Raw genomic sequence first — 20,198 nt, 5'->3', positions numbered from 1 at the left:
CTTGAATTCACCAGCGATTCGACCGCAATCTACTCAGCGTTCGTAAATAGTGAACCCCGACGAACAATAAAATGTCTGCCAAATCCCGCTTCGAGGCAAGCTGAAAGCGCATCCAAGCGGACGAGGACCGTCCATGAATGAACAGTCGGTTGCGTTGGAGGAAAGCTGGAGAGAGGCTCTCGCCTGCGAATTCGCCAGCCCTTACATGCAGCAACTCAAAGCGTTCCTCGTCGCCGAGAAACAGGAAGGCAAACGGATATTTCCCAAGGGATCCGAGTACTTCCGCGCTCTTGACCTGACGCCACTGGCCGACGTCAAGGTCGTGATCCTGGGGCAGGATCCCTATCATGGGCTCGGCCAGGCGCATGGCCTTTGTTTCAGCGTTCGACCGGGCATTCGAATCCCACCGTCACTCGTCAATATCTACAAGGAAATGCAGAGCGATCTGGGCATTCCGCCGGCTCGGCACGGATTTCTGGAGCACTGGGCGCGGCAGGGAGTGCTTTTGCTAAACAGCGTGCTGACGGTCGAGGAGGCGCAGGCCGCATCACACCAGGGCAAGGGCTGGGAGCGCTTCACCGACGCAGTCATCCGCAAGGTCAATGACGAATGCGATGCCGTCGTGTTCATGCTCTGGGGCGCCTACGCCCAGCGCAAGGCCGCCTTCGTCGACACGTCGCGCCATCTTGTGTTGAAGGCGCCGCATCCATCACCGCTCTCCGCGCACAACGGGTTCTTCGGTTGCGGCCATTTTTCCAAGGCCAACGCGTTTTTGCAGGCGCGCGGTCGGGCACCGATCGACTGGCCGCTGCCCGCCGCCGCAGATGATATCTAGGCTCTTTTTGAACGATTTCATTTTGTCGTTCACTAGAAAGAGACAATGCGTTCCGGTCGGCGGGACTATTCCAATCGGCCCTTAGCAATCATCTATACCCCATCCGAAGCCCGCGAGGCGGGCAAGAAAGGGGTCTCAAATGCTCGATCAAATCAAGGGCCTGCACCACGTCACATCGATGGCGGAGGATGCCCGCACCAACAACCAATTCTTCACCAACGCGCTCGGCCTGCGCCGCGTCAAGAAGACCGTGAACTTCGACGCGCCTGACGTCTATCACCTCTATTATGGCGACGAAACCGGTGCGCCCGGCACCATCATGACCTACTTCCCGTTCCCGAAGATGGCGCAAGGTCGCCCTGGAACCGGCGAAGTCGGAACCACCGTTTTCTCGGTCCCGCAGGGTTCGATCGGTTTCTGGAGCGATCGCCTGAGCAAGCTGAACATCACCGGCCTGAAAACCGAGGAAACGTTCGGCGAAAAGCGCCTGAACTTTGCCGGTCCTGATGGCGACGGTTTTGCGCTTGTCGAAGTCAACGATGACAATCGCCTGCCCTGGACGCACGGCGGCATCAGCGAGGATCACGCGATCCGCGGTTTCCACTCGGTTGCCATGCGGTTGCGCGATGACGGTGCTACGTCCGAACTGCTCAAGTTCATGGGCTACGACGTCCAGGAAGAACGCGATGGCGTGAAACGCTTGACCATTCCTGGTGGCAACGGCGCGCATCTCGTCGATCTTGAAACGATGCCGAACGTTTCGCGCGCTTTGCCCGGTGCAGGTTCCGTTCATCACGTGGCCTTCGCCGTAGAAAACCGAGAGAAGCAGCTCGAAGTACGCAAGGCATTGATGGACACCGGCTATCAGGTTACGCCTGTCATTGACCGTGATTATTTCTGGGCGATTTACTTCCGGACCCCGGGCGGCATCCTGTTCGAGATTGCGACGAACGAGCCCGGATTCAACCGTGACGAGGACACCGCACATCTTGGCGAAGCGTTGAAGCTGCCGCAGCAGCACCAACACCTGCGTGCCCTCATCGAGCAGCACTTGCAGCCGCTTGAAGCCTAAGGGGAAGCATGATGACCGATAACAGCTATGCGCACCGGCTGCAGGCCGGTGCACCCGGAAAGCCCATTCTGTTCGTGCTGCACGGAACGGGCGGCGACGAAAACCAGTTCTTCGATTTCGCGCGGCGCCTATTGCCGGAATCGACGATTGTCTCGCCGCGCGGCGACGTCTCGGAGTTTGGTTCGGCACGCTTCTTCAAACGCACTGGCGAGGGCGTCTACGACATGACGGATCTTGCCCGAGCAACGGAGAAGATGGCCGCTTATGTCGCAACGCTGGCGAAAGAACATGAGGCCACCGATATCCTCGGACTTGGCTTCTCGAACGGAGCAAATATTCTTGCCAACGTATTGATCGATAAGGGACTGTTCGATGCGTCGGTGCTGATGCATCCGCTGATCCCATTTCAGCCGAAGGCGAACACCGCACTGGCTAGGCGCAAGATATTGATCACCGCCGGTGAGCGCGACCCGATCAGCCCTGCGCCCGTCACGAGGGCTTTGGCCGACTACTTCGAAGCCCAGAATGCTCTTGTCACGACCGAGTGGCATGCAGGTGGGCACGATATCCGACAGAACGAAATCGACGCCATTCACAGGTTCTTCGACCCGTATCATTAAGTGGCTCCTGTCGAATGGCCCTTGGCCATCCGACAGCCCCATTCGAATGCGGAGGGTGATACTCCAATAGGCTTATCTGTGGCTGTGATATTCCGGTGGGCGCTGTGACCATCGGATAAGATGGTATATGATCGATTGCGGCTGCCACCATCCAGTCGGTGTCGCCGCACTGTTGCTGGATATGCGTGGTTCCGATCATTCAGGACTATCGTTCATGCGCTCCAAGACCACAGAGAGCACCAAAGCGGAGTTTCGAAATTGAGTGTTGCCTTCGTCAAAGAAGAAAGTGCCGAAGCTGCGTCGGAAACGCTTTTGCCTGACCGTCCAATTTCGCCGCATCCGAACCTTGTTACGGAAGCGGGGTTGAAGGCTTTGGAACTGCAGCTCCAGCAAGCTCGCGAAGCCTACGATGCCGCGAGCACCATAGAGGACGTGAATGAACGACGGCGGCAGGCAGCAAACCCACTACGGGATTTACGCTACTTGGCCGCACGCGTTCGCACGGCGCAGGTTATCCCTGACCCGACTTCATTCGACAACGTCGCCTTTGGAAGCACCGTGACCTTCGGCCGTGACGATGGACGCGTACAGACCTATCGGGTGGTGGGAGAGGACGAAGCTGATCCCAAAGCTGGCTCGATTTCCTTCGTATCCCCGGTGGCAAGGACCCTCATCGGCAAAACGATTGGTGATGTCGTCAGTGTAGCCGGTCAAGAGCTTGAGGTCATCGCCATCTCTTAGGGCGTCCATCTCGGCATCATGCGAACGCGACGGCCGGTTTCGAAGCTTATGACTCTGAAACTCGGGTATGCGAACTGTTCCCAGTCGTACGTGGACGATCTTGGCGCAAAGCAAAAATTGGTTGCCCTCACGTGGCCGTTACTGGGAATTTGCCGTGCCTTCATGTTGTCTTAAGTAATTCCCTTGAGATTGTAATCTCCCTGTTCCATGATACTGCGATGCGAAGAATTTCGGGTCGTGCTTCATGACGATCGATGCAGATCGCCTCAGCCATGAACATGTTTCTTCGCTGCCGGCTGGCTTTACGGCTGTTAGACTTTCATTCTTGTTTGTCCCGCGAGTGCGTACTTGCGGTCGATCTGATTTAGGGATGCCGCATGAATTCGGAGTTTGCCGTTCGCCCGATGCGACCCGGTGAGTTGGAGCTAGTGCTTGAATGGGCACGTCAGGAGGGCTGGAATCCCGGCCTCGACGATTCCAATGCCTTCCACGATGCGGACCCATCCGGTTTTTTCGTTGGCGTGTTGGGGGAGGTGCCGGTCGCCTCGATTTCCGTCGTCAAATATGGCGAGGATTTTGCGTTCCTCGGGCTTTATATCGTCCATCCGGATTTTCGGGGCAGGGGCTACGGCAAAGCCATCTGGAATACCGGCATGGCGTCTGCGGAAGGCCGCAGCATCGGCCTGGACGGTGTCCCAGCGCAGCAAGACAATTACCGCAAGGCCGGTTTCGAAGAGGCCTATCGGACGGTTCGCTACGGTGGCGTGATATCAGCCGTGCCGGAATCGACATTGGTCGCGCAAGCCGTCTCAGGCAAGCTTGACGGATTGCTGCGCTATGACGCGACGATCTTTCCGGCTCCGCGGCCGGCGTTTGTGGCGTCGTGGTGTGCAACGCGCAAGGACCGGCACTCGGCTGTGGTGCGCAAGAGTGGCAAGATCCGTGGGTACGGGACGATCCGCCGTTGTTATGAAGGCTACAAGATCGGCCCGCTGTTTGCAGCCGACAAGGATAGCGCCGCAGCCTTGCTTTCGGCCCTCACGCCGCATGCCAAGGGAGCGAAGGTCTTCATCGATATTCCGACCAGCAATGGGGAGGCGGTTGAGCTTGCCGAGAGCATGGGCTTGGCGCCTGTCTTCGAAACCGCCCGGATGTATCGGGGAACAGCGCCAAACGTTGCGCTCAAGAACGTCTTCGGCGTAACGACGCTGGAGCTCGGCTAATCCATAGGCGAAGCAGGCGCCGTCGAGACAGCTCGCTCAGGGCGGCCTTTTTCGGCAATGGCGATGCCGCCCAATGCAAGCGCAAGCGCAATCAAGTGAAAGGCCTGCAGCTGCTCGCCAAGCAGGGCGACCGACAACAGCGTGCCAAAGACCGGAACGAGGTTGATGAAGAGCCCGGCGCGATTTGCGCCGATCGCCTCAACCCCCTTGATGTAAAGGATCTGTGCGAGCAGGGAGGCGAAGATCGCGGTGTAGAAGGCGATCAGCCAGCCTTTGCTGTCAGGCAGCCGAACGGCGCCCTGGCTGCCCTCCCAAATGAGAAGCGGCACGGCGGTCAGCGTCGCGCCGAGCGCGGGGATGGCCATCAATGTGCGCCAGTCGAGCGGCGGCTTCCAGCGAAGAAAAATCGTATAGACCGAGTAGGCGGCGACAGCAATCAGCATGAGGCCGTCGCCGCGATTGAGGTCAAGCCGCAGCAGGGTCGTCAGGTCGCCATGCGCGGCGGTCAATGCGACGCCCCCGAGTGTCATGGCGAAGCCGACGACCTGCGCAGTAGAGACGCCTGTGCGGAAGAAGACGAAATTCAGCAGGAAGATCAGCATCGGAATGCCGGCCTGCTCGATCGCGACGTTGATCACGGTCGTATACTTGACGGCCGAGTAAAGCATGGCGTTGAAGAGCGTGTACCCGATGACGCCGTAAAAGAAGAGCAGCGGCAAATTCCTGCGGACAATCGGCCAGTCGCGCTTCAATTGCGGTAACGAAACGGCGGCAATCAGTGCTGTTGCAAGGAACCAGCGCAGAAACGTCAGCATCATCGGGCTGACGTGCCCAAGCGCGAGCTTGCCCGCCACCGCGTTTGCGCCCCAGCACAGCGCTGCGACGACGAGAGAAATATAAGCGGCGACCTGCACAGGCGATTCTTTCAGATGGCGGCGATGCGGTTCTCAACCTCAGGGTATGATCGGCCAATAGCCCGATGATGGCTGATTTGTCACGTAAAAAGCCGATTCCGGCGGCATAACAGGGTCGCTTTCCCGGTAACAAAGCATTATAGATGCGCGGGTTTGAGAAGGGTGCGGTTAAATCCGCCTTTAACAGGAAGACGTGAATGACGAACGTAGTCGTGGTCGGTTCGCAATGGGGTGACGAAGGCAAAGGCAAAATTGTCGATTGGCTTTCGGAACGTGCGGACATCGTTGTGCGCTATCAGGGCGGACACAATGCAGGCCATACGCTGGTCATCGATGGGACCAGCTACAAGCTGTCGCTCTTGCCATCCGGCGTCGTGCGTCCCGGCAAAATGGCTGTAATCGGCAACGGCGTCGTCGTCGATCCGCATGCGCTGATCGCCGAGATCGAGAAGCTGGAAAAGCAGGGCGTGAAGATTTCTCCCGAGAACCTGCGCATTGCCGACAACGCGACCCTTATTCTTTCGCTGCACCGCGAGCTCGATGCCTTCCGCGAAGATGCAGCGTCCAACAGCGGCACGAAGATCGGTACCACACGCCGCGGCATCGGTCCGGCCTATGAAGACAAGGTTGGCCGCCGTGCGATCCGCGTGATGGATCTCGCCGATCTCGATACGCTGCCGGGCAAGGTCGACCGCATCCTGACGCACCACAATGCACTGCGCCGCGGCCTTGGCGTCGCCGAGGTCAGCCACGACACGATCATGACCGAGCTGACGTCGATTGCCGACCGCGTGCTTCCCTACCGCGATACCGTTTGGCTTTTCCTCGACAAGGAACGCCGCAAGGGCGCCCGCATCCTCTTCGAAGGCGCGCAGGGCACCTTGCTCGACATCGACCATGGCACCTATCCGTTCGTGACGTCCTCGAACACCGTTGCCGGTCAGGCTGCGGCCGGCTCGGGCATGGGCCCGGGATCGCTCGGTTACATCCTCGGCATCACCAAGGCCTATACGACGCGCGTCGGCGAGGGGCCGTTCCCGACCGAGCTGCATGACGACATCGGCCAGTTCCTTGGCGAAAAGGGCCACGAATTCGGCACGGTTACCGGCCGCAAGCGTCGTTGCGGCTGGTTCGATGCGGCGCTGGTGCGCCAGTCGGTTGCAACGAACGGCATTACCGGGATCGCGCTGACGAAGCTTGATGTTCTCGACGGCCTGGACGAACTGAAGATCTGCGTCGGCTACAAGCTGGACGGCGAGCAGATCGATCATCTTCCGGCCAGCCAAGGCGCGCAAGCTCGCGTCGAACCGATCTATTTGACGCTTGAAGGCTGGAAGGAATCCACTGTCGGCGCGCGCAGCTGGGCCGACCTGCCGGCCCAGGCGATCAAGTATGTCCGCCAGGTCGAAGAGTTGATCGGGGCGCCTGTCGCTCTCTTGTCTACAAGTCCCGAGCGTGACGACACGATACTTGTGACCGATCCGTTTGAGGATTAAGGTCGCGGGTCATTATTTGTGCGGTTCGCAGGGCGGACCGCACTCTTAGAGAAAGTTCGAATGGCGGATTTTATCGCAGTGATCCGGCGGGCGGTTGACGGCCTGTCTGAAAATACTCCCGAGATGCGGGTGAAAGTCTACGAGCGCGCTCGCGGTGCTGTTCAGCGGCAGCTCGAGAATATGAAACCGCGCCCGCCGGAAGCGATGCTGCAACGACAGCTTGAAAAGCTCGAAGCTGCAATCGGCGAAGTCGAAGCGGAGCATGCCGAGGCCGTTCCAGTCGACGATGCTGCGCTCGCGGCCGGGCCTGAGGTCGAGGCAAGCGCTGACGCCGGCAATGACCGGGAAGCAACCGCTCCCGAACGGCTTGCCAGCGAGGCAGCAGCTGAGGAACCGGCGCACGAGACGCCGGTCCACGAAGACCGTGTGGCAGCCGAAGGCTCTGCGCCTGCCGACGAAGAGCCGACCGAAGAGCCCGCTCCCTATCACGAAGAACCTGCCCCTTATCATGAGGAGCCTGTCGCTGCTGTGCCGGAACATGCCGAGCAGCAGGACGCACATTGGGCGCATGAAGAGCCGCCGGCTCCTGTCAGCGAAGCCGAGCCTGTCGAGCATGGGCATGCCGCTCATTCCGAAGAGGTTGTTCACGAGGATCACGACGGTCACGAGGAGCCCGTTGGCGCACCTGAGGAGCCCGTTGGCGCACCTGAGGAGCCCGTTGGCGCACCTGAGGAGCCCGTTGGCGCACCTGAGGAGCCCATTGTCGGACCGGCCGCGCCGCCCCACGAGGAACCGGCTCTGCAGCCGATTGCGCGCGACTACGATCTGACCAACCGCCTGGTCGAACCGGTCTTTGGGCTGGATCGTCCGCCGGAAGAATTCGTGGATCGCAGCCAGGAGGAGCCGCTCCACGCGGATGCCGCCGGACATTTCGATCCGGTATGGGCAGAGCCCGTCGAGGAAACGCCTGCACCGCCGGCTAAGGATGCGCAGACGGACTGGGCGCTCGAAGAACTCAGGCAGTTTTCCGAAGCAGCGCCAGTTGCTACCGCAAGTGAAGCGGCCCGCGCGTTCGAAGACGTCATTGCAGGCATCGACCACACGCCGGCCGGCGTGAAGATGCCCGCCGCGAACGAGGGCTTCTCCTGGGAGGCTGCAGCCTTCGACGACCTGCCACCGATCGAAAATGGCAAGAAGATCCCGATCACCGCCCATTTCGATGACGGCGATCTCTTCTCGGAAGTTCATGGGACGCCGACAGCAAAAGCTGCACCGGAAGCCAATCCAGCCTGGCAAGAGGCAAGGCCGCTTCGCGGATACGACAATCGTGGCGTCGTTGCCGAGGATGATGACGGCGTTCCTGCCGCCGATCTCGACAGCGCCGTTGCTGCCAAATTCCAGGGCAAAAACCTCCGTATGGAACCGAAGCGCCGCCGCTTCGGCATCGGCTCCATCGTGACGATCCTCGTTGCGCTGGGCGTGGTCGGCGGCGGCGGATATGCCGCTTGGACCAATCGGGATGCGCTGTCGTCAATGGTGAAGAACCTTGTCAGCGCCGCTCCTTCGCAGAGCGCGAAGAATGAGCAGACCCCTGCCAAGCCCGATACGGCAACGCCGCAGACCAGTGACGCAAAGCCGGCTGAAGCAAACAAGGAAGTTGCTTCCGTGAATGACGGCGCTTCCGTCAACAACAAGTTCAACCAGCGGCTTCTTGCCGATGGTACCGAGGTCGACAGCGGCCCCGCCTCCGTTCCGGGAACGCCGACGGCGGAAGGAAAGTCGGTAGCCGAGCAGAACGTTGCTTCGGCCGATACGACGCCGCCAGCGACCTCAGCGACGCAAGCAGCAAGCGCCCCGGCTGCCACCGCGCCAGCGGCGACGCCGCCGGCGGCCGGAGCAGCGACGCAGGCCGCGCCGCTCGGTTCCACCGAGAAGATGTTCCTTTACGAGGAGCGGATCGGCCAGAGCTCGCCGACCGCCATCCAGGGCTCGGTCGTCTGGACCCTCCAGCACGAGGCAGGCTCGGACGGCAGGCAGGAAGCGACCGTACAGGCGACCGTAACCGTTCCGGAACGCAATCTGTCGGCGCAGCTGACGTTCAAACGCAATTCCGATCCGTCTCTGCCGGCGAGCCACATCGTCGAGGTCGTCTTCTCGCTGCCGCCGAATTTCGAAGGCGGAGCCATCGAGAGTGTTCAGCGCATTTCCCTGAAGCGCACCGAGCAGGATCGTGGCGACGCGCTGATTGCCGTGCCGGCGAAGATCACCGACGATTTCCACATGATTGCACTCAACGACTATCCGGATGCGCGCAAGGCGAACCTCGAACTTCTTGCAAGCCGCGACTGGATCGATATTCCGATCACCTATCGCAACGGCCGCCGCGCGCTTCTGACGATGCAGAAGGGCGCCACAGGTGGGGAGGCGTTCAACGCCGCGATCAAGGAATGGGCTGCTTTCGGCGACGTATCGACCAGCCAGTGATTGCCGATTGAGGCTAAAACAAAGGGCGGGACCATCTGGTCCCGCCCTTTTCATTTGCAGAGAATTTGTGCCTTAGGCCGTGGCTTCGACAACCCGAACGGCCTTGGCGCGTTCGAGCGCTTCCTTGCGCACGGCATCTTGGACCTTTTCGAAGGCGCGGACCTCGATCTGACGAACGCGTTCGCGGCTGATGTCGAACTCGGACGAGAGGTCTTCCAGCGTTACCGGCTCTTCCGCAAGGCGACGCGCCTCGAAGATGCGGCGCTCGCGGTCGTTCAGAACGCTCATCGCTTTCGCCAGCATACGGCGGCGCGTATCGAGTTCGTCCTGCTCGATCAGAACTTCTTCCTGGCTGTCATGGTCGTCGACGAGCCAATCCTGCCATTGGCCGGATTCGCCTTCCGAGGCCTTTATCGGTGCGTTCAGCGACGCGTCGCCCGACAGGCGACGGTTCATCGAAACGACCTCCTCCTCGGAGACGTTCAGCTTCGTGGCGATCTCAGCGACGTGCTCCGGCTTCAGATCGCCGTCGTCAATAGCCTGGATACGGCCCTTGAGGCGACGCAGATTGAAGAAAAGCCGCTTCTGGTTGGCGGTCGTACCCATCTTCACCAAGGACCAAGAACGCAGGATGTATTCCTGGATCGAAGCCTTGATCCACCACATAGCATAGGTGGCAAGACGGAAACCGCGTTCCGGATCGAACTTCTTGACGGCCTGCATCAGGCCGACGTTCCCTTCGGAGACGACTTCGCCAATCGGCAAGCCATAGCCGCGGTAGCCCATGGCGATCTTCGCAACGAGGCGCAGGTGGCTGGTGACGAGTTTGTGTGCCGCTTCGCGATCGCCGTGTTCCGCATAGCGCTTCGCCAGCATATATTCCTGCTGCGGCTCCAGCATCGGGAACTTGCGGATCTCGTCGAGATAGCGATTGAGACCGGCTTCGCCGGCGGTAATGGACGGCAAGTTATTTCGGGCCATAAGAGCACCCTCCTATCTGAATTCCGGTTCCCAATGGAACGCGCCCCTGCGTCGAAAGGCGAACCGGGACGTGCGGCTCTATCCGAGCCCGCACTAAGTCAATGTACAGATAAGTATGGCTAAACAGGGGTTCAAGGCCACACGCCGCTTCACGAAGGCGTTACTCTGAGGAGGCGCGCAGGGCCGTTGCCAGCTCTTCCATGTCCTGCGGCAGCGGCACCTCGAAGTGCATGACTTCGCCTGTGCGGGGATGCTCGAATTGCAGCATGTAGGCGTGGAGCGCCTGCCTTGCGAAGGCATTTACCGTCTTCCTGGCGGTATCTGGAAGGAGGTTTGCCTTTGTCTTGAAACCTGCTCCGTAGACGGTGTCGCCAAGCAGTGGGTGGCCGATGTGCGCCATGTGCACGCGGATCTGATGCGTGCGGCCGGTTTCAAGGTGGCACTCGACAAGAGAGGCGAGCGATGTCGCGTCGGGGTTCTCGTGGAAGCGCTCGAGTACTTCGTAGTGCGTGATCGCCTCGTCGGCATCCTGCGTCTCGGGTCGTTTGACGGCTCGGCGCGTACGATCGCCGACGGCGCGGCCCAGCGGGGCATTGATCGTTCCGTTAAGCGAGCGAGGACGGCCCCAGACGATCGCCTGATACGCGCGCTGCAGCGGCATGGTCCGCCCGTGATCGGCGAATTGCAGTGACAGATGACGATGAGAGATGTCGTTCTTGGCGACGACCATTACGCCCGTGGTGTCCTTATCCAGCCGATGGACGATGCCTGGACGGCGGACACCGCCGATGCCGGAAAGACTGTCCCCGCAATGATAGATCAGCGCGTTGACGAGCGTGCCGGTCCAATTGCCAGCCGCAGGGTGCACCACAAGGCCGGCCGGCTTGGAGATGACGATGATGTCATCGTCTTCGAACAGAATATCGAGCGCGATATCTTCGCCCTGAGGCGTCGGATCCTGCGGCTCGGGCAGCACGATCTCGAAGGTATCGCCCGGACGCACCTTTTTCTGCGGGTCGGCCATGACTTTGCCGGCCACAGAAACCTGGCCTTCCTTGATCAGCGCCTTGACGCGGCTGCGCGAAAACTCTTCACCAAGCTGCCCGGTCATCCACGCGTCAAGACGGCCTTCGGCGTTCTCGTCGGCAGTCAGGACTTTTCTAATGCCGGATGCTTGTTTAAAGGGGTCGCTCAAGACGCTTCTTCTCCGAATTATTTTATAGAACGGAACGCCACATATGACGAATATCCAGCCAGAAGACGATCAGGACGAAAAGCCCCTGGATCCGGCGATGGAACGTGTCCGGCGCAAGATGATCCGCCTGCAGATCGTCTCAGGCATCATCATGTTCGTGAGCCTTATGGCTGTCTTCGGCGCCGTTGTCTACAAGACGATGCGGGCTCCCGCGAAGGAACCAACAGCCGTGACATCGGCGGGTGTGCCGTCGGATGCGCCTGTGTCTGTGACGGCCACGTTGCCGCCGGGCTTCGTCATTCAGTCGTCGTCGCTGTCAGGAGGCCAGATCATGTTCTTTGGGGCAACCGCCGACGGAATCATGAAGTCCCTCGTCGTCGATATCAAGTCAGGACGCATTGTCGCTGATGTGACGATTAACGGCGGCTAGGGCAATGGCTTCTCGCCTCGTTGCCATCGAGAGTGCGGACGATCCTCGTATCGCCGATTTTCGCGACATCCGCGAGCGCGATCTGACCGGCCGGCAGAACCGCTTCATCGCGGAGGGCACGGTCGTCCTTCGCATGCTGGTGGAGGCTAGCCAGGGTGGCGGCTTTGTGACCGAAAAGGTGCTGTTGCTCAGGAACCGTGTCGATGGTGTCGCTCCGATACTCGAGAGGCTACCGCACGACGTACCGGTGTATGTCGCGGCGGCGGAGGTGCTGGACCGGATCGTCGGGTTTCATCTCCATCGCGGCGTGTTGGCGCTTGGCAGGCGAGAGGTGGTCGAAACCGAGCTTATCGACCGGCTGCCCGAACGGTCGCTCGTCCTTGTCGGCTGCGGTATTTCCAACCATGACAATGCCGGGTCGATGTTCCGTAATGCGGCCGCCTTCAAGGCGGATGCCATCTTTCTTGATGAGACGTCGTGTGATCCGCTCTATCGCAAGGCATTGCGCGTCTCAGTCGGCTCGGTACTCCGTGTTCCCTACGAGCGGAAGGGAACTGGGCTCGACGTGCTGACACGGCTTGCGGCGAATGGATTTGCAATCTGGACGCTTTCGCCGCGTGGCGAGGCCGACATCCGAGCTATCCCCCCGACGGAGCGTATGGCGCTGGCTGTGGGCACAGAAGGCGAGGGCCTGCCTCCTGCTGTCCTGGAGCGCTTCCACAGCGCGCGTATCCCGCAATCGGCGGGATTGGACAGCCTCAATGTGGCGACGGCAACGGGCATTGCTCTCTTCGCCATGTCATCGGCCGCGAAACTGATTTGATGTCAGCCCGGCTCGGACAGGATCGTCGCCGCGCGTTGCGCGAGGTTGATGCGCTCGCCGTCCTGATTGTCGGGGGCATCGGGCAGAAGGTCGCGGATCGGCGAAGACGGGCCTTCGTTCATAGCGGTCAGCGCAACCATGCTTGCCGCAATGCCGGCGATCTCTTCGCGTATGGCACCATCGTGGCTGGCGTCGGATTTCGCTTTCAGAAGTTGCTTTGAGACGGCGGCGCTGCGCTTGCGCACCTCTTCGCTCAGGCGCGTTGCAATCGCTGCTGTCTCGAGTTCGGTTGCCATCGTTTCCCCGGTTGCCCGCTCCTGTGAAACCGCATCTGCAGCTACGGGTTGAAGACCAGCGTTGCGCAATGCACTATTTGCCTTGCGCAGTTCGGCGTTCGCCGCCTTGATCTGTTCCTTCAGCTTGGCAATTTCCTGCTGACGGCGTCCGAGAAGGGTGTCCTTGTCGGCCGCCGACGCGGCATCGCGACCTGCCTGGTCTTCGAGCCTGATGACGGCGTGCTCATGCTGGGCCAGTGTCTGCTCGGCATCCTTGGCGCGCTTCTGCAGCAGGCCAACGTCCTGGCTTAGATTGTCGCGCTCGACGCGGACTGCGTTCGCCTTGAATGTCATGCTCTCGATTTCGGTCTCGCGCGCTGCCAAATCGATCTTGAGATTGTCGGCTTGCTCCGCAAGCTTGTTGAGGCGCATGCGAAGGGCATCGAGCTCGCCTTCCTTGGCGGCGCTTGCCTTCTCGGCGATGTGAAGGCTCGTCTTCAGTTGGCTGATGTAGTTCTCGTCCTTGCGCAGGTGCGAGCGCTGTTCCGCAGCCTCGACACTCATATCGCTGATCTGGGCCTGCAGTCCGGCGATCTCGGCGGCAAACCGTCCTGCATCGAGTGCCAGCGAGTCATGCTTCAGTTGCAGCGCCAGCGACTTTTCGCGCTCGCGCAGCAGATGCTGTGTCGTCTTGGCGTTCTCGGCGGCATAGAGGGCTCGAACCATATCCTTCTGCGCGCGCACTTCCTGCGGGCTGAGCGGCATGGTCGCGCGCATCCGGTTTTCCGTGTACCAGACGATGCGGCGGTGGACAGCAGGCGATACCAGGAAGACGAGGAACGCTGCTGTCAGAAAGCCCAATCCGAACAAGAGAGCATATTCGATCACGGCGCGGCCACGGCTTCCAAAAGTTGATTTGCGTCAGAACCATGATTAAGCGGACCTGACGCGTAGGGCAAGTGGCGGAAAGGTAACGGCGAGCGAGAGTTCGCTGGCGCAGATGGAAATCAGAAGGGATTCCAGGTCGGATCCGGCGTGACCTTGAGGTAGCCGACGTTCAATCCGAGGCGAGCGCCTACACCGGTGCGGATCGGTACGACAAGGACATTGTTGTTCTTGAGAAGCGTCATGCCGAAGCCGGCGATAACGAAGGCCTGACCGCTGACGCCGCCGAAGCGCGCGTAGATGGCGTCGGTCGAAGGCAGGTCGTACACCAGCATCATGACGCGTGTGCCCTGACCACCATAGTCGATCCCGAGCGAGGGACCTTGCCAGTAGAGCGGATGCTCGCCGGCATTCTTTGTATTCAACTGACCTTCGCCGTAAGTGAGGCCGGCGATGAAGGCGCCCGAGCCTTCCTGGCCGAGAACGTAACCATTCGGAAGGCCATATTTCTGAAAGGCCGCTTCGATCACCTTGGCCAGCCCACCACTCGTCGAGCCGAAGAACGAGTGTCCAGCGTCGACGATTTCCTGCATCGAATACTGGCCGCTGTTGGATTGCTGCGCCGATGCCTGTGTTGGAACAAGCATGAGAGGCGAAAGTGTCAGCGCAACGAAGAGCCTGCAGATGGCGGAAAATCTTCCGAGGAAATTGGAGCGCATGGTGTCATCCGTTCATCATGGTCGGTACGATGAGCCGTTTCCGGCGTTTCATTCATTTTGCGCGTATGGTCTTAACAATCGGTTTACCAAATATGGTGTCATTATGGCGCCGAGTACGGCGCAAACTTCGCGCAATTTTGATGACGCAAGATAGACGGCGGAATGAACCTGCCGCCCCTGGAGACGATGATGTCGAAGAATCCAAACCTCACCCTGACCGGCCCCGACCTAGCCGCGCTTTTGTGCAGCCGCGTCTGCCACGACGTCATCTCGCCGGTCGGCGCAATCAACAATGGTCTGGAGCTTCTGGACGAAGGCGGCGCCGATGCCGATGCGATGGATCTTATCAGGACAAGCGCGCTCAACGCGTCTGTCCGTCTGAAGTTCGCCCGGCTTGCCTTCGGTGCTTCCGGTTCGGTCGGTGCCTCGATCGATACCGGTGAAGCCGAACGCGCGGCAAAGGATTTCGCGGCCGCCGAAAAGAAGACCGAGGTTACCTGGAGCGGCCCGCGCGCGATTATCGCCAAGAACCGCGTCAAGCTGCTGCTCAATCTCTTTCTCGTGGCCTATTCGTCGATTCCACGTGGCGGCATCCTTGAAATCACGCTGGAGAACCCCGAGCTCGACGCAAAATTCAAGATCGTCGCGAAGGGCAAGCTGATGCGCCTGCCGCCGAAATTCGTGGAGATTTCGACCGGGGAGATCGAGGAAGCCATCGATGCTCACACGATTCAGCCATATTATACGGTGCTGCTTGCCGATGAATGCGGCATGGAACTCGGCCACAGCGCGACCACCGAAGAACTGACCTTTACCGCTGACGTCGTCGCAGCTTGATGGAGGCCTCGACGGCGATTCGGCTCGCCGAGTAATAAATCCTTAGCCTAATGTTTCTATCTTTGGCGGTAATAGGCCAGCCGCGACAGAAGCTGGGGCAAGGAGCAGACATGCAGAGGTTTATGATCGCCGATTCATCTGACGTCGTTCGGAAGGTGGGGAAGCGCATCCTTTCCGAGCTTGATTTCATGGTCAGCGAAGCCTCGAGCGCTGCCGAAGCCGTCTCCAACTGCCAGGTTCAACTCCCCGAATACCTCATCGTCGATTCCGGTATGGACAGCGCGCTCGAGTTGATCTCGACCATTCGCGGCATGGAAGGCGGCAAGGCGGTCAAGATCTACTATTGCGTGGTCGAGGCCGATCTCAAGAAGCTGATGATGGGCAAGCGGGCAGGGGCCACCGATTTTCTGCTCAAGCCGTTCGACCGCAAGATACTGACGGCCGTTTTCGGCAACCGCGCCATCGCGGCATAGTTGCCGGCATCCGTCAGCCGATCGAAGCCGCCTCTGGGCGGCTTTTTCCATATCGAAAACAGAGACAGAGATCCCGCCACAAAGGACGGGATTTTTTTAGTCTTGGCAAAGGGGATGAAACGTCAGGCGGTTTCGGCGTACTCGGCACCATCCGGCTCGCGCAGAACGTAGCCGCGGCCCCAGACGGTTTCGATGTAGTTCGCGCCGCCGGCAGCATTTGCCAGCTTCTTGCGCAGCTTGCAGATGAAGACGTCGATGATCTTCAGCTCCGGCTCGTCCATGCCGCCATAGAGGTGGTTCAGGAACATTTCCTTGGTGAGCGTGGTGCCCTTGCGGAGCGAAAGCAGCTCCAGCATCTGGTATTCCTTGCCCGTCAGGTGCACGCGCTGGCCACCAACTTCGACGGTCTTGGCGTCGAGGTTGACGATCAGTTCGCCGGTCATGATGACCGACTGGGCATGGCCCTTGGAACGACGGACAATTGCATGAATGCGCGCGACCAGTTCGTCCTTGTGGAACGGCTTGGTCATGTAGTCGTCGGCGCCGAAACCGAGACCGCGAACCTTGTCTTCAATACCGGCCATGCCGGACAGAATGAGGATCGGTGTCTTGACCTTGGACAGGCGCAGAGTGCGCAGCACTTCATATCCGGACATGTCGGGAAGGTTCAAATCGAGAAGGATGATGTCGTAATCATACAACTTCCCGAGATCCACGCCTTCTTCACCGAGATCGGTGGTGTAGACGTTAAAACTTTCTGATTTGAGCATCAATTCGATGCTCTGCGCTGTCGCGCTATCATCTTCGATGAGTAGTACCCGCATTCTTATCCCCTTTACCGCCGCCGAAAGGTGGTCTGGCCCCCTACGCGATACCGAATATGTCAACTGCGTGATTTGGAAGCTGCCACGAAATGGTTAACAAATTCTGATTCACTCTGGCAAGAGGTAACGAATTTATTAAATATTTTGTCCATTCCGCTGTTTTCCAACGAAAATTCGCAAAGCCAGATTCTTAAGTTTTACATTAAGAACGGCCGGTAAGCGATTCATTCGACTCACCAATGAAACGGTATCGGAAATCGCGTAGTTGTGTTTACCGACCCTTAAATCATCGGCACTATCATTAACGATGCCCGTAAACGAAAGGTTACCAACGGTAGGTTTTTGTTAATACCGACGGAAATTTTTTGGCAGGCCGCGTCAAAACGGCCCGCAGGGGCGGTTTAAGTGGAGCAGGGGTCTCGCATCACTGGAGTAATGCGTATGAAGTCGCGTGAGAGCCTAGTTCGTCTGAAGGAGTTTCAGGTGAACGAAAAACGTCGCCAACTGCAGCAATTGCAGATGATGATGTCCGAATTTGATCGGATGACGAAGGATCTGGAGAGCCAGATCGTCGTCGAAGAAAAGAAGTCCGGCATTTCCGACCCGAATCACTTCGCCTATCCGACCTTCGCAAAGGCAGCACGCCAGCGCGCGGACAATCTTCAGGTCTCGATCAAGGAACTGAAGATGCAGGAAGAGTCGCTCGAACAAGCGCTCGAAGAGATGCAGGCGGAATACGCACGTGCAGCCGCGCTGGAAGAGCGCGACGGCGCAGTCCGGGCAAGAGCCTAAGGGCAGGAAACAGGCGCCGTTTGGCGCTTGGGCATCGCCTCGAAAAAAGCCATGCATGATGGGCTGTCGCGTCCGTCATACATGGCTTTTGGCGTTGCGCGGCTCTAGCCGTTGACGACGTCGTGCCACTCCTCGTGGCGTTGCGCCTGCGCCTTGAAGAACGGGCATAGCGGGAAGATCTTCCATCCCCCCTTGCGTGCTTCCTCGACCGCGTGCAGAGCAAGTGCCTGGCCAACGCCTTTGCCGCGTAGCGCATCGGGAACCCCGGTGTGGTCAATGATGACGAGCTTCGGCGAGGCGCGGGAGTAGGTCATTTCGGCCTCGTGGCCTTCCACCTTTGCAACGTAGCGGCCGCCGGAGGGATTTTCTTCGTTCTTGATGTCCATTGCCATTCCTCATCAACAGTATGCTGTTGATGGAAACTCGCATGTCATGCTGGCGACGCCAAGCCGGTCGGTGAGGACACTGTGTTCGATGGGCTGAGGGGAAATGTCCCCGGGTGCTGTTCCGGCGTCACCGATCGAGTTCCTGCCAAGTGGTCTATGGGGCACGGAACTCGCGGTGAAGCTTGTAGCAGCGGGTTGAAGCAGGCCATCTACTGGCTGCGTCAACGATTTCGGGCCGTCTGTCTATGTCCCTCAGGAAATGCAAGCGGCCCGAAACGTAGAATTCGTTGCCCAGGAAGGGCTTGTCAGTGGCGATACTGCTGGATGCGCGTGGTGCGTAAACCGGCAAGGCCGTGGCTGTTGATGGAAGACTGCCAGGACAGAAACTCTTCGACAGTCAGCGTGTAACGCTCGCAGGCTTCTTCCAAGCTCAACAGGCCACCACGGACCGCCGCTACAACCTCAGCTTTGCGGCGGATCACCCAGCGCCGTGTATTCGGCGGCGGCAGATCCGCAATCGTCAGCGGGCTGCCATCGGGGCCGATGACATATTTTACTCGGGGACGTATCATTTCGGTCATTGGACTCTCTACACAACTCAAGACCACGGCAGCCACTCTAGCTTGTCACATTTAAGAATTGCCTAAGCGCATCGTAACACTTTGATAAGAAATTTAGGCGTCGGCTTCCCAAGAAGCGATTTGCGCCCGCGCAGCCTTCCCCAGCGTAAATTTGTGGTCAGCGCATAGGAGCCATGCGTAATGGTTGGTGGAATTGATAATCGCCAATTTATAAGCGCCGCAACATAGTTGTGAGCGCAAGAATTCGTCTCCGTTCCTATTGTAGTGTCCGGAATGACTAAGGCTTTTTGCTTCGTATCCTTTTGATACGGGGTCTTTTGCTTTTCCCAGACGCCGCGCGGCCACTTTCGGGTCGGCAAATGAAGAAACTGAGCCGGAGCTAGCCGCCGAGGGACAAGAGAATGAAGAGACAAGAACGCGTCGTCCGCGACGGCGCGGATGATGCTGTTTTCTCGCGGATCACGTCTGGGCAGGACATGTCCGCGGAACGGCTCAATGATTGCGTGGCCGAGATGGCAAGGGAGACGGGACTCAACCACTACTTGCTGGCGGAATTTCCACGTGGAGATCGCAGCGGCTTCGCCAGCAACTGTCTTGCCTGCAACTGGCCACAAGAGCTCATCGATTTCTATGAGGAGGTTGATCTCTTCTATTGCTGTAAGCTGGTCTCAGCTCTCAAGAAGACAGCAATGCCGGTCCTCTGCGATAAGGCGTCGTTCGAGAGCACGGCGGCAAACCAGGAGAACCAGCGGCTTGCGGGCCTCTTCACAGTCCATGGGTTGAAGACCACGTTTGCGTTTGCACTGCATGATATGCACCTGCGGCAGTACATCTTCGCATTCTCGGGTGAGCGCGCGCGCCTCACGCGTGCGGAGGTGATGGAGCAGGTCTTTCGGGCGATGGAATTCCTGGAACTATTCGGGCAGCAGAACCCTGTGGAGAAACCTACCGAAAGCCTCGGCAGCCGGGAAATCGAATGCCTGCGCTGGTCGGCCGCGGGAAAGAGTAGCGAAGAGATCGCGATTATTCTTGACCTCTCCGCGCATACGGTTGTCGGTTACTTGAAGAGCGCAATGCGAAAGCTCGATTCCGTCAATCGCATGCAGGCAATTGCCCGCGCATTCCGCTACCGCCTCCTCTAGGCGCCCATCGACCTGATCGACAGCATCATTGCCGAACGTTCGGTCTTTGCGGCTGCGAACTCATACTGCGCGCTGCCCCTGATGCAGGAGCGCCAGCCAGTCTCCGTCATACGCCATTGGGAAGGCGGTATGGCGTGCCGCGGAGGCTGCAACGGGGCCGACGATGGATGTCAGTGTTGTGGCCCCATTTGCCTCGAGTACGGCCTCGTGCCCAGAAGAGGACAATGTGGTTGTCGTCAGCAGCAAGAGTTATAAGCCCGTCTCCGAAATAGGCAGGCGGTTGCCGGTGCCGGATGGAACAGTCGCGCCGAGAGAGAAGCCGCCCTGCCTGGGCCTGAGATGGGAATATGTCGGGCAGGGCGAGATTTTTTGTCTGGTCGGACACGGTTTGCAGCTCCAGGAATCGCCGGACTGGCGCCCGGCGCGTTTTCATTCACCGCGAATCCTAGATGCCCGCAGACGGAGCGTGA

The 20,198-nt window shown here is 59.3% G+C and carries 21 protein-coding genes; 13 read left to right on the top strand and 8 right to left on the bottom strand.

The window, feature by feature from the left end:
• The first annotated feature begins 133 nt into the window (after window positions 1-133).
• The 5 genes from ung (at window position 134) to LPU83_RS54280 (ending at window position 4,491) form a co-directional block, all read left to right on the top strand.
• The gene (gene ung / locus LPU83_RS54300; protein WP_024315646.1) at window positions 134-835 is read left to right on the top strand and encodes a uracil-DNA glycosylase; all 702 of its coding nucleotides are present in this window, start codon (window positions 134-136) and stop codon (window positions 833-835) included.
• 139 nt (window positions 836-974) lie between these two features.
• Window positions 975-1,907, top strand: a complete 933-nt coding sequence (locus LPU83_RS54295) for a VOC family protein (protein WP_024315647.1) — start codon at window positions 975-977, stop codon at window positions 1,905-1,907.
• 11 nt (window positions 1,908-1,918) lie between these two features.
• Entirely contained in the window at window positions 1,919-2,527 is a 609-nt protein-coding gene (locus tag LPU83_RS54290; protein ID WP_024315648.1) for an alpha/beta hydrolase, read from the top strand.
• Between the two features lie 258 nt (window positions 2,528-2,785).
• Window positions 2,786-3,268, top strand: coding sequence for a transcription elongation factor GreA (greA, locus tag LPU83_RS54285; protein ID WP_024315649.1), 483 nt, complete (start codon window positions 2,786-2,788; stop codon window positions 3,266-3,268).
• Window positions 3,269-3,645: 377 nt separating this feature from the next.
• Window positions 3,646-4,491: a GNAT family N-acetyltransferase gene (locus tag LPU83_RS54280; protein WP_024315650.1), complete on the top strand. Its 846-nt coding sequence runs from the start codon at window positions 3,646-3,648 to the stop codon at window positions 4,489-4,491.
• Here LPU83_RS54280 and LPU83_RS54275 read toward each other — a convergent pair.
• Complete coding sequence (locus LPU83_RS54275) at window positions 4,488-5,405, bottom strand: DMT family transporter (protein ID WP_024315651.1); 918 nt, start codon at window positions 5,403-5,405, stop codon at window positions 4,488-4,490. The two genes, LPU83_RS54280 and LPU83_RS54275, sit on opposite strands and share 4 nt — an antisense overlap.
• A gap of 197 nt (window positions 5,406-5,602) precedes the next feature.
• Here LPU83_RS54275 and LPU83_RS54270 point away from each other — a divergent pair, with 197 nt between their 5' ends.
• Both LPU83_RS54270 and LPU83_RS54265 read left to right on the top strand, forming a co-directional pair.
• Window positions 5,603-6,901, top strand: coding sequence for an adenylosuccinate synthase (locus LPU83_RS54270; protein ID WP_024315652.1), 1,299 nt, complete (start codon window positions 5,603-5,605; stop codon window positions 6,899-6,901).
• A 60-nt stretch (window positions 6,902-6,961) separates the two neighbouring features.
• Complete coding sequence (locus tag LPU83_RS54265) at window positions 6,962-9,385, top strand: hypothetical protein (protein ID WP_037069993.1); 2,424 nt, start codon at window positions 6,962-6,964, stop codon at window positions 9,383-9,385.
• 72 nt (window positions 9,386-9,457) lie between these two features.
• On the opposite strand, the gene rpoH is transcribed toward LPU83_RS54265, so the two are convergent.
• Together rpoH and LPU83_RS54255 are read right to left on the bottom strand one after the other, a co-directional pair.
• The gene (gene rpoH / locus LPU83_RS54260; RefSeq protein ID WP_024315654.1) at window positions 9,458-10,366 is read right to left on the bottom strand and encodes an RNA polymerase sigma factor RpoH; all 909 of its coding nucleotides are present in this window, start codon (window positions 10,364-10,366) and stop codon (window positions 9,458-9,460) included.
• A 160-nt stretch (window positions 10,367-10,526) separates the two neighbouring features.
• On the bottom strand, window positions 10,527-11,561 hold the full coding sequence (locus LPU83_RS54255) for an RluA family pseudouridine synthase (RefSeq protein WP_024315655.1): 1,035 nt from the start codon (window positions 11,559-11,561) through the stop codon (window positions 10,527-10,529).
• A 43-nt stretch (window positions 11,562-11,604) separates the two neighbouring features.
• Between LPU83_RS54255 and LPU83_RS54250 the strand changes: the two genes are divergently transcribed.
• On the top strand, window positions 11,605-11,991 hold the full coding sequence (locus LPU83_RS54250) for a hypothetical protein (RefSeq protein ID WP_024315656.1): 387 nt from the start codon (window positions 11,605-11,607) through the stop codon (window positions 11,989-11,991).
• Window positions 11,992-11,995: 4 nt separating this feature from the next.
• Window positions 11,996-12,814: a TrmH family RNA methyltransferase gene (locus tag LPU83_RS54245; RefSeq protein WP_037069990.1), complete on the top strand. Its 819-nt coding sequence runs from the start codon at window positions 11,996-11,998 to the stop codon at window positions 12,812-12,814.
• 2 nt (window positions 12,815-12,816) lie between these two features.
• Here LPU83_RS54245 and LPU83_RS54240 read toward each other — a convergent pair whose 3' ends face one another.
• Both LPU83_RS54240 and LPU83_RS54235 read right to left on the bottom strand, forming a co-directional pair.
• Window positions 12,817-13,977 (bottom strand): coiled-coil domain-containing protein, encoded by a 1,161-nt coding sequence (locus LPU83_RS54240; protein ID WP_024315657.1) that lies wholly within the window; start codon window positions 13,975-13,977, stop codon window positions 12,817-12,819.
• Window positions 13,978-14,096: 119 nt separating this feature from the next.
• Window positions 14,097-14,693, bottom strand: coding sequence for a DUF1134 domain-containing protein (locus LPU83_RS54235; protein WP_024315658.1), 597 nt, complete (start codon window positions 14,691-14,693; stop codon window positions 14,097-14,099).
• Between the two features lie 189 nt (window positions 14,694-14,882).
• On the opposite strand from LPU83_RS54235, the gene chpT reads away from it, so the two are divergent.
• Both chpT and LPU83_RS54225 read left to right on the top strand, forming a co-directional pair.
• On the top strand, window positions 14,883-15,530 hold the full coding sequence (gene chpT, locus LPU83_RS54230) for a histidine phosphotransferase ChpT (RefSeq protein WP_024315659.1): 648 nt from the start codon (window positions 14,883-14,885) through the stop codon (window positions 15,528-15,530).
• Between the two features lie 110 nt (window positions 15,531-15,640).
• Window positions 15,641-16,003, top strand: a complete 363-nt coding sequence (locus tag LPU83_RS54225; RefSeq protein ID WP_024315660.1) for a response regulator — start codon at window positions 15,641-15,643, stop codon at window positions 16,001-16,003.
• A gap of 122 nt (window positions 16,004-16,125) precedes the next feature.
• Here the strand turns inward: LPU83_RS54225 and ctrA are convergent, their stop codons facing one another.
• Window positions 16,126-16,827, bottom strand: coding sequence for a response regulator transcription factor CtrA (gene ctrA / locus LPU83_RS54220; RefSeq protein WP_003542362.1), 702 nt, complete (start codon window positions 16,825-16,827; stop codon window positions 16,126-16,128).
• Window positions 16,828-17,268: 441 nt separating this feature from the next.
• On the opposite strand from ctrA, the gene LPU83_RS54215 reads away from it, so the two are divergent.
• The gene (locus LPU83_RS54215) at window positions 17,269-17,619 is read left to right on the top strand and encodes a hypothetical protein (RefSeq protein ID WP_024315661.1); all 351 of its coding nucleotides are present in this window, start codon (window positions 17,269-17,271) and stop codon (window positions 17,617-17,619) included.
• 104 nt (window positions 17,620-17,723) lie between these two features.
• On the opposite strand, the gene LPU83_RS54210 is transcribed toward LPU83_RS54215, so the two are convergent.
• Together LPU83_RS54210 and sciP are read right to left on the bottom strand one after the other, a co-directional pair.
• Window positions 17,724-18,005 (bottom strand): GNAT family N-acetyltransferase, encoded by a 282-nt coding sequence (locus tag LPU83_RS54210; protein WP_024315662.1) that lies wholly within the window; start codon window positions 18,003-18,005, stop codon window positions 17,724-17,726.
• Window positions 18,006-18,310: 305 nt separating this feature from the next.
• A complete protein-coding gene (gene sciP, locus LPU83_RS54205; protein WP_007533628.1) occupies window positions 18,311-18,586 on the bottom strand; it encodes a CtrA inhibitor SciP in 276 nt (91 codons plus the stop codon).
• 401 nt (window positions 18,587-18,987) lie between these two features.
• On the opposite strand from sciP, the gene LPU83_RS54200 reads away from it, so the two are divergent.
• Window positions 18,988-19,728: a helix-turn-helix transcriptional regulator gene (locus tag LPU83_RS54200; RefSeq protein WP_024315663.1), complete on the top strand. Its 741-nt coding sequence runs from the start codon at window positions 18,988-18,990 to the stop codon at window positions 19,726-19,728.
• Window positions 19,729-20,198: the final 470 nt, after the last annotated feature.

Source organism: Rhizobium favelukesii (assembly GCF_000577275.2).
Taxonomy (GTDB): Bacteria; Pseudomonadota; Alphaproteobacteria; order Rhizobiales; family Rhizobiaceae; genus Rhizobium; species Rhizobium favelukesii.
The sequence above is the reverse complement of the archived record's forward strand: the minus strand, read 5'-3'. Positions and strand labels throughout refer to the sequence as shown.